Source organism: Clostridium sp. X, from assembly GCF_055755365.1.
In genome coordinates this window covers 1,075,345-1,087,173 of the sequence record NZ_CM146912.1, presented here as the reverse complement: position 1 = coordinate 1,087,173, position 11,829 = coordinate 1,075,345, and the positions used below count along the sequence as shown (strand labels likewise).

Annotated in this window: 8 protein-coding genes and 1 rRNA gene; 1 reads left to right on the top strand and 8 read right to left on the bottom strand. The window is 32.5% G+C overall.

The window, feature by feature from the left end; genetic code table 11:
- Positions 1–90: 90 nt before the first annotated feature.
- From ACX0KU_RS05605 to ACX0KU_RS05570, 8 genes are all read right to left on the bottom strand, one after another.
- Positions 91–1,599: ribosomal RNA gene (locus ACX0KU_RS05605) — 16S ribosomal RNA — on the bottom strand.
- A 438-nt stretch (positions 1,600–2,037) separates the two neighbouring features.
- On the bottom strand, positions 2,038–2,940 hold the full coding sequence (locus tag ACX0KU_RS05600) for a lysostaphin resistance A-like protein (RefSeq protein WP_472992412.1): 903 nt from the start codon (positions 2,938–2,940) through the stop codon (positions 2,038–2,040).
- Positions 2,941–3,117: 177 nt separating this feature from the next.
- Positions 3,118–3,795 carry a hypothetical protein gene (locus ACX0KU_RS05595; RefSeq protein WP_472991883.1) on the bottom strand — a complete coding sequence of 226 codons (678 nt, stop codon included), beginning with the start codon at positions 3,793–3,795 and terminating at the stop codon, positions 3,118–3,120.
- 130 nt (positions 3,796–3,925) lie between these two features.
- Positions 3,926–4,369, bottom strand: coding sequence for a PaaI family thioesterase (locus ACX0KU_RS05590; RefSeq protein ID WP_472991881.1), 444 nt, complete (start codon positions 4,367–4,369; stop codon positions 3,926–3,928).
- A gap of 19 nt (positions 4,370–4,388) precedes the next feature.
- Positions 4,389–5,534 carry a CheR family methyltransferase gene (locus ACX0KU_RS05585; protein WP_472991880.1) on the bottom strand — a complete coding sequence of 382 codons (1,146 nt, stop codon included), beginning with the start codon at positions 5,532–5,534 and terminating at the stop codon, positions 4,389–4,391.
- Between the two features lie 20 nt (positions 5,535–5,554).
- Positions 5,555–8,377, bottom strand: coding sequence for an ATP-binding protein (locus ACX0KU_RS05580; protein ID WP_472991879.1), 2,823 nt, complete (start codon positions 8,375–8,377; stop codon positions 5,555–5,557).
- Positions 8,378–8,439: 62 nt separating this feature from the next.
- Positions 8,440–9,714 carry a hybrid sensor histidine kinase/response regulator gene (locus ACX0KU_RS05575; protein ID WP_472991878.1) on the bottom strand — a complete coding sequence of 425 codons (1,275 nt, stop codon included), beginning with the start codon at positions 9,712–9,714 and terminating at the stop codon, positions 8,440–8,442.
- Positions 9,715–9,901: 187 nt separating this feature from the next.
- Positions 9,902–11,047 (bottom strand): pyridoxal-phosphate-dependent aminotransferase family protein, encoded by a 1,146-nt coding sequence (locus tag ACX0KU_RS05570; RefSeq protein ID WP_472991877.1) that lies wholly within the window; start codon positions 11,045–11,047, stop codon positions 9,902–9,904.
- Positions 11,048–11,228: 181 nt separating this feature from the next.
- Between ACX0KU_RS05570 and ACX0KU_RS05565 the strand changes: the two genes are divergently transcribed.
- Entirely contained in the window at positions 11,229–11,825 is a 597-nt protein-coding gene (locus tag ACX0KU_RS05565; RefSeq protein WP_472992411.1) for a uracil-DNA glycosylase, read from the top strand.
- Positions 11,826–11,829 lie beyond the last annotated feature (4 nt).

Sequence of the window (11,829 nt, the reverse complement as noted above, 5' to 3'; positions counted from 1 at the left end):
AATGAAAGACATTAGTCTTTCAAAATTAAACAGAATTAAGGATAAATTATTTCCAGTCTATGAAAGCTGTGAGCTTTCATTTCTCCCTAGAAAGGAGGTGATCCAGCCGCAGGTTCTCCTACGGCTACCTTGTTACGACTTCACCCCAATCACCAATCCCACCTTCGACTGCTGGCTCCTTGCGGTTACCTCACAGGCTTCGGGTGTTACCGGCTCTCATGGTGTGACGGGCGGTGTGTACAAGACCCGGGAACGTATTCACCGCGACATTCTGATTCGCGATTACTAGCAACTCCAACTTCATGTAGGCGAGTTTCAGCCTACAATCCGAACTGGGACCGGTTTTTTAGTTTGGCTCCCCCTCGCGGGTTTGCTTCTCGTTGTACCGGCCATTGTAGCACGTGTGTAGCCCTAGACATAAGGGGCATGATGATTTGACGTCATCCCCACCTTCCTCCTGGTTAACCCAGGCAGTCTCGCTAGAGTGCTCAACTTAATGGTAGCAACTAACGATAAGGGTTGCGCTCGTTGCGGGACTTAACCCAACATCTCACGACACGAGCTGACGACAACCATGCACCACCTGTCTTCCTGCCCCGAAGGGCTTCCTCTGTTACGAGTAATTCAGGAGATGTCAAGTCTAGGTAAGGTTCTTCGCGTTGCTTCGAATTAAACCACATGCTCCGCTGCTTGTGCGGGTCCCCGTCAATTCCTTTGAGTTTTAATCTTGCGACCGTACTCCCCAGGCGGAATACTTATTGCGTTTGCTGCGGCACCGAGGGTGGTACCCCCCGACACCTAGTATTCATCGTTTACGGCGTGGACTACCAGGGTATCTAATCCTGTTTGCTCCCCACGCTTTCGTATCTCAGCGTCAGTTACGGTCCAGAAAGTCGCCTTCGCCACTGGTGTTCTTCCTAATCTCTACGCATTTCACCGCTACACTAGGAATTCCACTTTCCTCTCCCGCACTCTAGATACCCAGTTTCAAATGCAGCGCCCAGGTTAAGCCCGGGAATTTCACATCTGACTTAAATATCCGCCTACATACTCTTTACGCCCAGTAAATCCGGACAACGCTTGCCACCTACGTATTACCGCGGCTGCTGGCACGTAGTTAGCCGTGGCTTCCTCCTTGGGTACCGTCATTATCGTCCCCAAAGACAGAGCTTTACAATCCGAAGACCTTCATCACTCACGCGGCGTTGCTGCGTCAGGGTTTCCCCCATTGCGCAATATTCCCCACTGCTGCCTCCCGTAGGAGTCTGGACCGTGTCTCAGTTCCAATGTGGCCGATCACCCTCTCAGGTCGGCTACGCATCGTCGCCTTGGTGAGCCGTTACCTCACCAACTAGCTAATGCGCCGCGGGTCCATCTCAAAGCGGATTGCTCCTTTGATTATCTTCTCATGCGAAAAAATAATGTTATGCGGTATTAATCTCCCTTTCGGGAGGCTATCCCCCTCTTTGAGGCAGGTTACCCACGTGTTACTCACCCGTCCGCCGCTAATCCGTTCCCGAAGGAACTTCATCGCTCGACTTGCATGTGTTAGGCACGCCGCCAGCGTTCGTCCTGAGCCAGGATCAAACTCTCAATTTAAAAGTTTAATCTGTTACTCATTACTTAAAGTTTTTGACTGGCATTTTATTTACCTTAATTTCTGTTTAATTTTCAAAGACCAAGTTTTCTTCGCCATCTCTCGACAGCTTATTCATTGTATCAACTTCAAAGTGTTTTGTCAACAACTTTTTTTAGTTGATGTCATCTTGTTTTGAGAACTCTTAAACTACTAAACTCTAATACTTAATCAACTACTTTATAAACTTCTGTTTAAGAACTAGTCACTTATTATTAGTGTTTGTTTTTTCTTTGCTCTCTCCAAGCGACAAGGAATATCTTATCAGAATAACTTGTTTGTATTTTGCTCAATCTTTTGTTAAACTCAAATTAAATCATATATACTTTCATTTTCTTTTATAATGTATGTTTTCCTTATATTGATACTCCTGGCAATGTATACGAGCTATAAGAAAATCGCTATGCAATTTTCTTATAGCTCGCCACTTTCCACACTATGATTGCACCTATCATTATAACTATAGTAGCAAGTATACCTGCTTCTGGTCCAAAACTACCACCGGTTAATATATTTTCTCTTACTATCTCAATATTATATACTCCTTTAGATTGAGTCGTCCCACTTACAGGAAAACCAAATACATTCCCTTGGAAGTAATTCCATGTGAAATGATACCCTATAGGCATCCAGAGACTTTTAGTTTTAATATACATATAAGAAAATAATAATCCTACTAGAAATATATTTAATAAACCAATAGTTTTTACATTAGGATTACCTAAGTGTAAAGCTGAAAATGTAACAGAAGTTATAATTGCAGATAACCATGGTTTTCCCATTTGATTCAAAGTCGTTTGTATATATCCTCTACATAAAATCTCTTCATTTAATGCAACAATAATATATAATGCTATTCCCCATAAAGCATTACTTGTAAAGTTAGGATTCATTAATGACTCTTTTAATGTTATATTTCTTGAAATTAATAAAACCATAAAAATTACAGTCATTGATCCTGACCCTAAGATAAGTCCCATTAATAATCCTTTTGCATTCTCTTTAATAGAGTTAAATCCAATGTTCTTAAATCTTTTGTTTTCTATAATTCTTAATACAATAAACATACTCATTAGCATAACTATAAAACCAAACAATTGTAATAAGAAAACTCCTACTTCTGTACTATAGAGATATTCTTCTATCTTTTTACTCTCTATAGGATTACGTATGTTTGCAATACTGTATATTATACTTAAGAGAAAACTCCCTAATGTAACACTAAGTATTGTATACAAAATAGTAACTAAAGCTATCTTAAATCCCGATCTTATTTCTTTATTTTTATTGGTAAACAATCTCATCAACTTTTCCCCTCCCCGCCTTTTATTTAAAATTAAAAGTCTGTATTCTACAACTATAATATTAATCTTTATGTTTATATATACTTTCATTATTTTTATTGCAAAAAAGTGATTATACTTTTTAAAGTACAATCACTTTTACAAATACTAAATATAAATTTCCTAATCAAAACATTTCTATATATCTATACTATTATCTATTAAATACCCAGTTCCAAGAAATAATCCTATATATACTGCTATACTATATACTACAGCTGCTATATTCACATCTAAGCTTGAATTCCTTATAGATATCATCGCTTGTTCATCAATATTCATATATTCTCCGTTAAGCTGAGCACTATTCTTAAGGAAATCAAAATGAAAGCTTATAGTTTGAGGAAAAATAGAGCTTATTTCATGCTGGATATAAAATATTATAATATTTAGTACTATAAATATTACAAACCCTAAAGCCTTACTAAGCTTCTTTCTTTTAAACGCTACCCTTGTAATAGTTATAGAAAAGTATATCATTAAAAGCAACATTATTAAGTTTACTAAGCTAAACAAAACTGACATAAGGGCAACCGCCTTTGTATTAATATACGCATCAATTGCCTTCATCATATTTTGGTCAAATAACACCTTAATAAAAATATTAATAAAGATAAATGAAATAATACTTGCTATAGCAAACCAAATTATCGTTGTTATCAGCTTTGAAATAACAATTTCCCTTCCGCTTATAGGTATTGTAAATGTCAAATACCCTCTATCTTCATAAATCTCATTTCTAAATGAATGAAATGCAAATACTAATGTTACTACGAAAAGTGCTACACTTATACCAGAGAAAAGAGCTATTATCACACCTTCATTCCAAGCATTTGTTCTTGTATATTCAAAATAAATAAAGCGCAAAACTATCTATATTTTCTATAAATAGTTTTACGCTCTTTATTTTTAATTCTACTTTTAACAAACCTACATAACCACAGTCCTATCTATTTTTATTGTTTAAAAGTATAAAATTAGTAGTTGCTGTAGCGACTAACTTGCCTTCTTTGTTTCGACCTTCTCCCACCATATGAATAACAGTTTTACCCATGGACTTTATCCAAACAGTAATTATAAGCTCGTCTCCCATGAATATTGGTCTTTGATATGTAGTGCTTATATCGATAGTTGCCATTGGCTGTCCTTTAGTTTCATAATGACAAATGGAACCAAATGTATTATCAAAAGTAGCAGTTATAAATCCTCCCTGCATACTTCTAATCGGATTCAGAAATTCCTCTAAAACTGGGAAAGCCATAGTTAAACTTTTTCCTGGTATATATTCAATTAATCTTGGCTTCATAAAATCTATACAATTAATTGTCCCAGGTTTAATCCCTCCCAATATATCTTCTATTATACTTTCAAAATCTGTATATCTTTTCATATATACATCTCCTCTTTAATTACTCTTTCCTTCTATAAATCTTATTTAAGTCATCATATTTATTAAAATATTCATATCCATTATTCTGAATCATAGCACCACTTTTTTCTAGCACTAAAAATCCGCACTTATCTAAAGATTTATATAAATCCTTAATTACGTTTTTTTGTAAACTAGGATTAAAGTACATTAATACATTTCTGCATAGTATTAATTGAACTTCACTAATAACAGCATTACTTAAAAGACTATGTTGAAAAAAGAGAATATTTTTCTTTAAATCCTCATTAACTTTTACATATTGCTCCTCTAATTTAAAATAGTTAGTTAGCATAGCTGTCCCTGACGCTCTCCTATAATTCCTAATTCCTTCTTCAATATTCCTAATAGAATATAATCCATTTTTTGCTTCTTCTATAACATAAGGATTAATATCTGTAGCATAAATTTGAGTTTTATCTAATAATCCTGCCTCTTTTAATAAAATCGCTAAAGAATAGGGTTCCTCTCCTGTTGAACACCCAACACACCATATTCTAATATGTGGGTATATACTCAAATGTGGAAATACTTTATCCTTTAATGCTGCAAAAACTTCAGGGTCTCTAAAAAACTTAGTAGTGTTAATAGAAAAGTCAAGAAATAACTGTTCAAAAATTCTGTAGTCTTCTAATACCTTCTCTTGAAACTTATAGAAATTAATTTCATTTTCTCTTAACATAGATATTTTTATTCTTCGTGTAATGCTATCAATCTGATAGTCAGTATAATCATATCCATATTTACTATTTATTTTCTTCAGAAAATCAGCTATTTCTAGCTTATCTAATTCTAAGGTACTAAACCTGATTTTTATTAAATCATTTTGTTGCCTATCAGCCTTTTTATTTATAAGACGGCACTGTATACCCAGCTTGTACATATAAGAATATAAATATGGCTTAACAACATAAACATTACATTTTCTAAGTTTCTGAATAATTATTAGTTTCTGAATAACTTGAACTGGTAAAATTGAAGCATCTACAAAAGTTATTTGGAGTTCTCCATCTTCAATAGCGTTAAGTATTTCTATCAATTGTGTTATTTCTTCCTTTTCATATAATTCTCCACTTACCTTAATATGTTTAACTTTGTCTTTTATAGAATAAATGCTAATCCCCATTTATACTCCTCATACTATATCTATCCTTTTTTGCTTATCCATGCTTTTACTAATCTTAAAAAAATATCATAATCTACAGGTTTTGATATGTAGTCATCAGCACCTGCTTCAATACACTTTGCTCTATCATCCTTTAGGTTTTTAGCTGTTAAGGCTATTATAGGAAGTTCCTTTGTCTTTTCATCATTTCGTACGCACTTAATAGTATCATATCCATCCATAATAGGCATCATGATATCCATTAGAATCAAGTCTACACTACTGCTTTTTAATTTTTCAATAGCAACTTGTCCATTTTCAGCTTCAATTACTTCTGCTCCAAAGTCTTCAAGTAGTGTTGCTAACACAAAGATATTTCTTGGGTCATCATCTACAATAAGTATTTGTTTTCCTCTTAAACTAAGGGCATACTCAGTATTAGTTCTATGGATCAAGCAATTATCATTATTTTTACCTTCTTCAACTTGCTCTAAGAACGAGCTATCTTTATCTACTGCTATCTCTTCTAAATCATCGTTAGTAGCGCATGCAACTAACCTATTCGCATCTTCTTCTGTTTTTCTAATAATGTTAGGAATAAATACCGTAAATTCACTTCCGATTCCTACTGTACTTTCTACCTTAATATCTCCGCCCATAAGTTCAATTAGCTTCTTAGATATAGATAGTCCAAGACCAGTACCTCCATATCTTCTAGATATAGATCCATCCCCCTGTTGAAACTCTTCAAAAATCATTTCTAACTGCTCTTTTTTTATTCCAATACCTGTATCCTTTACAGATAATACTATCCCACTGTTGTATCTATCCTTCTCAATTTTTAAAGCTACAGAACCTCTCTCCGTAAACTTTAATGAATTTGAAAGTAAATTTCTTAAGATTTGAGAAATCTTTTCTTTATCTCCATATAATTCTGTATTAACTCTATCTTCTTTAATTAATTCAATATTTTTTTCTTCTGCAAACTCCTTAAAGATACGCTTTATATCTTTTATTAAATCCTTCGAATGAAATATAGTAGCATCTAAGTTCATCCTTCCTGATTCAATCTTTGAAAGATCAAGGATATCATTTATAAGCCTTAATAATTCATTTCCTGACTTATAAATTATACCTATCTTTTCAGCATGACCTTCATCTAGCTTTTCTTTTTCATTATTTATTAGGAGCTTTGATAATAATATAATAGAATTCAATGGTGTTCTTAATTCATGTGACATATTTGCAAGGAATTCTGACTTATACTGATTACTTAATTCTAATTGTTTCGATCTCTGAATTAACTCTTGTCTTGAAGTTTTTAGTTGTTGATTTTGGATATTTAATATATTTGATTGTTCTTCTAACTGCTGTTGTTGTTCCTCTAATATACTATTAGATTCTTGAAGTTCTGCACTCTGTTGTTGAAGCATTGCTTGCTGTTCCTCAAGTTCTTCATTTGTCTGTTGAAGTTCTTCTGTTTGCATCTGTAGTAATCTCTGTTGATCTTCTAGAGTAGTATTAGCCTTTTGAAGCTCCGCAGCAGCAAGATGAGCTTTTTGCTCTGATTTTTCAGACTCAATTAGAAGACGCTTAATTTTTTCATTTTGTATAGATGAACATAAATTTATTGATATAATATCACTACATTCTTTTAAAAACTCTTGTTTTAATTCAGTAAATGGTTCAAAGGAAGACAACTCTATCACTCCGTATAGAACCTTTTCATGAACTAACGGAAATGCATATATATTTAAAGGACTTTCACTAATTATACCCGTAGTCACTAACGCGTCTTTTTTTGTTATGTTTTTTAACAGAATTGCTTTTTTCTCTAAGGCGACTTGTCCTATAATTCCTTCTCCTAATACATAGCAACTCGATAAAGTAGCCCTCTCTGTAAAAGCAAAAGAGGAATTTAAATTCAGATCTTTATTTTCTTCATCATATAGATAAAACACTCCACTTCCTGCTTCTAAAAATCTTGATAAAAAACTAATAGACCTTTGAGTAATTTCATTTATATCATAGTTTCCGGAGAGATCTTGACCTAGCCTATGCTGGCCATCCTTTACCCAAAATTGATTCTTAAGAGTCTTAATTAAAGAATTATAGTGGCTTGCCATATCTACAATCTCATTATTCCCCTGAATTTTAACGTCTACAAGTTCACCAACATTAACACTGCTCTTCATTGCTCTCTTTAATATACTTATAGGATCTAAAATACTCTTAGAAATTAATATTGATAATATAGTTATTATACAAGAGAGAACTATCAATGAGCTAATAAGTACAATTCTTTGTGACTTTACTATATTCCTAGCATGAAGTGTCATATCTTCTGCTGACATTCCCTCTAACTCATATATATTATCTAGCTTTTCTTCAATAGAATTGACATATCCTAACCCTTTAGTTTGAGATATTTTTGTAGCTTCATTGATATTTCCTTCTAAAGCCAAATCAATTACGCGTCGTCTATCTTCATCCCACTTATCCATAATACTTCTTATTTCATCTTCTAGCTTTGTTACTTCCTCAAGCTTAGTCTTTGTTTTAATTATTTCTAACTTATGAGAAGCGCTATCTTTAAAATCATATATATTATTAGCATAAGTTTGAATTTTAGCTTCATCATTTGCAATTATTAAATCTCTAGCCTCTCTATGCATCTTATTAATATCTAGTTTTACTTCCTGGGCAGCATTAGATACTTGCATTGAATTGTCATATATACCCTGTGTTACATTACCTAACTTCTGCATTTCAACAATAGCTAAAATGCCAAAACTTATAAGTATAACTAAACTAAATGCAAGAATGCTCATTAACCGTGTTTTTATGCTTAAGTTTCTAATCAAATTCATCACCTCATCATTTTATTTATCTTTTGTTAACACAGATTTTTATTTATATCTAAATTTTAAAAATATATATCTGAAAACTCAACATGTATTCTCTGCATTATACTATCTCCATCAATAAAAGAGTTATGACCTACTATCTGATCTCCTTCACTTTTTAGATTCGTTGGTAACCTCACAATAAATTCGCTACCTTTCTCATAATCACTATTAACAGAAATTTCTCCATTATGCATCTCTACTAATGACCTTACAAGACTTAATCCAATACCACTTCCCTCACATTGTCTTGTAAGAAGGTTGTCCACTTGTTTGAATCTCTCAAAAATTAAATCTACTTTATCTTTAGGAATTCCTATTCCCGTGTCTTTTACTGATATTTGTACAAAGTCTCCTAAACCATTTACAGTTACAAATATAGTTCCTCCTTTTGGAGTATATTTTATAGCATTCGAAAATAAATTTAGCATTATTCTCTCAATTGCATCAAGATCACACTCCATTATTTGTTCTTCTATATCTGTATCAAAAATTAAATTTATTCCCTTATCTTCTATGTACTCAACTACAGACATTATAATATCCTCAATTATTTCAATAACATTACAGCAGGTTAATTTAAGTTCAAAATAACCTACATCTATTTTTGTAATATCAATTAAGTTATTTACAAGTCTTAATAATCGGTAGCAGTTTTGAGTCTGCATATTAATTTTACTTTGTATTTTTTGTACATCTACAACTGAATCCTCTTTTAAGTACATATTAATTAACTGAGTTGTACTAAGCAAAATATTAAGTGGAGTTCTAAGTTCATGAGAAATATTAGCTATTAATGTACTTTTAGCTTCATTTAGTTCCTCTGCTATTTCTTTTGCCTTCCTCAGTTCTTTAACTTGTTCATTTACCTTTTGCTCAAGAACTATATTCATTGTTCTTTCCTTTTGTATCATATTTAAATAAACATTAATTCTATTAATAAGCTGATACTCATCAATAGGTTTGGTAAGATAATCTACTGCTCCTACCTGGAAACCCCTCTTTTTAAACTCTTCATTTGTATACATTGCTGTCAAAAATACAATAGGAATATTTTCAGTTTTCTTTCTTCTCTTTATCAGTGTAGCTAGTTCAAATCCATTCATACCTTCCATCTGAACATCTAATATTATTAAATCTACAGGTTGTTTAAGTAACTCTTTTAAAGCGTTCTCTCCACAGATTGCTTCTATTACATTTGCATCTATATATTCTTTTATCAATGTTCTTAGTGATATAAGATTATTTTTATTATCATCAACGATTAGTATATTGTATAATATATCCTTCTCCATAGACATTCCTCCTCACAATAAACTATAATAGGAAATTTATATACACTATTCCCCACTTATTATTCTACCTCATTATCATACTTTGTAAAACTAGATAAATATATGTATTTTGAAATTTTTTAAATTAATTATCATTAATGTATATAAGTTTAAAGCCTCAAAATAGTAAACTACTCCGAGGCTTCCTTTAATTATTTACTTTATTTAAAAATACATGGGTCATATCTACCTTGACGCTAAACCCTAACGCTTCTAGTGAATCTTGAAGCGCCTTAAGTACATATACTATCTTTTCTTCTCTAGCATTTTCCCCCATATGTCCGATTCTAATAACTTTTCCTTGAAGATATCCAAAGGAGCCTGATATAAGTAGATTATACTTCTTTTTTAAATATACTAATAATTCTTCACTCCTTACACTCTCTGGAACTTCAAATACAGTTACAGTATTTGCACATCCTCTTTTTATATAAAGACTAAGTCCTCCCTCTTCTACAGAATCTCTTGTAGCATTTGCTACTCTTTTATGTCTTTCAATTACATTTTTTATGCCCTCTTCTAATATATTGTCAATGGCTCTACTTAAACCTACTATATCACTAATTGGCATTGTATAAGGAAACCATTTCTTCTCATAATAATCCTCCCATATTAATAGATTGCAATAAAATCCTGCAATAGGAGTCCTTCTATTTTTCATTGCCTTAAAAGCATCTTTGCTAATACTTAATAAAGTTAATCCTGGTGGCGCTGATATAGCTTTTTGAGAACCACCTAAGGCAATATCAATTTTCCACTCATCTACTTCTAACTCTTCCCCTACCATAGCAGCAACTGTATCAACTACAGTAAGTATTCCTTTACTCTTTAGGAGAGGGCATATCTTTTCTATATTATTTAATACACCGGAAGGGGTATCACAATGTACTATTGTAGCATATTTAAAATTGCTATCCTTCTCTAAAAAGTCTTGAAGATCTTTTATATCTATTTCATTTTGCCTATCTCCTTTAAAATATACAGCTTCTCCCCCATACATTTTTACAAAATCGCCAAAACCTTCTCCAAATATACCATTATCTATTATAAGAACTCTATCCCCTTGCTCAGTAAGCGATGCACAAGCTGCTTCTAGCCCTAATATACCTTCTCCACATAAAATTCTTACTTCATTTTTAGTACCCATTACCTTACCTATATTTTCACAGGTTTCTTTATAAAAGTCATAAAATTGAAAATCTAAATCTGGATTAGTAGTCTCCATAGCCCTTGCCAATCTAACATTTTCCCTAACCTCAGTTGGTCCAGGAGTCATAACATAAGGAATTTTCATCTTTTTACCCCCGCTCTTAATTTATTTATCATCTTAGAATTATAGCACCAGATAAAACTTTTATACTAGTGTATGGATACACTATAGAAACTTTATCATATAACATTTCTATAGTGCATAAGTAACTTTTCATAAAAAAGTATATAATATACTTAATAGTGTTACTAAGGGGGTTTTTAATATAAATAATTTAGAAAGTTTACGCTTAAGAATAAAAGAAATAGTAGAAAATTATAGTTCTGATGAAATTGGTGGGTGGATTACCGGGGATGGCCCTATACCTTGTAATATTTTATTTGTAGGTGAAGCTCCAGGTAAAACAGAAGTTGAAACAGGAAAACCTTTTGTAGGTATGGCTGGAGAAACCTTTGAGACTTATTTAAATTCCATAGGGTTAAACAGAAGCATGATACGAATTACTAATACTTGTTTTTTCCGACCTATAAAAAAGAAAATAGGTAAAACTGGTAGAACAACAATAAGTAATAGACCTCCAAAGACCTCTGAAGTTAAGTTATTTAAAGAAGTTTTAGATGATGAGATATCTCTTGTAAATCCAAAAATTATAATAACCTTAGGAAATGTTCCTTTGAAGCGATTGACTAACTTCTCCACTATTGGTGAATGCCACGGTAAACTATTTTTTAATGAAGAACTAAAACGGCATATATTCCCCATGTATCATCCATCTTCTTTAACTTATAATCGAGATGGCTCTTTTAAGGGTACCTATGAAGAAGACTGGCTAAAACTAAAAGAAGCTTTGAAAACCCTTTAGTTTT

Excerpts from the sequence above, each read along its gene's own strand:
- ACX0KU_RS05585 (WP_472991880.1), bottom strand. The coding sequence starts at position 5,534 with ATGGGGATTAGCATTTATTCTATAAAAGACAAAGTTAAACATATTAAG.
- ACX0KU_RS05600 (WP_472992412.1), bottom strand. The coding sequence starts at position 2,940 with ATGAGATTGTTTACCAATAAAAATAAAGAAATAAGATCGGGATTTAAG.
- ACX0KU_RS05575 (WP_472991878.1), bottom strand. The coding sequence starts at position 9,714 with ATGGAGAAGGATATATTATACAATATACTAATCGTTGATGATAATAAA.
- ACX0KU_RS05590 (WP_472991881.1), bottom strand. The coding sequence starts at position 4,369 with ATGAAAAGATATACAGATTTTGAAAGTATAATAGAAGATATATTGGGA.
- ACX0KU_RS05570 (WP_472991877.1), bottom strand. The coding sequence starts at position 11,047 with ATGAAAATTCCTTATGTTATGACTCCTGGACCAACTGAGGTTAGGGAA.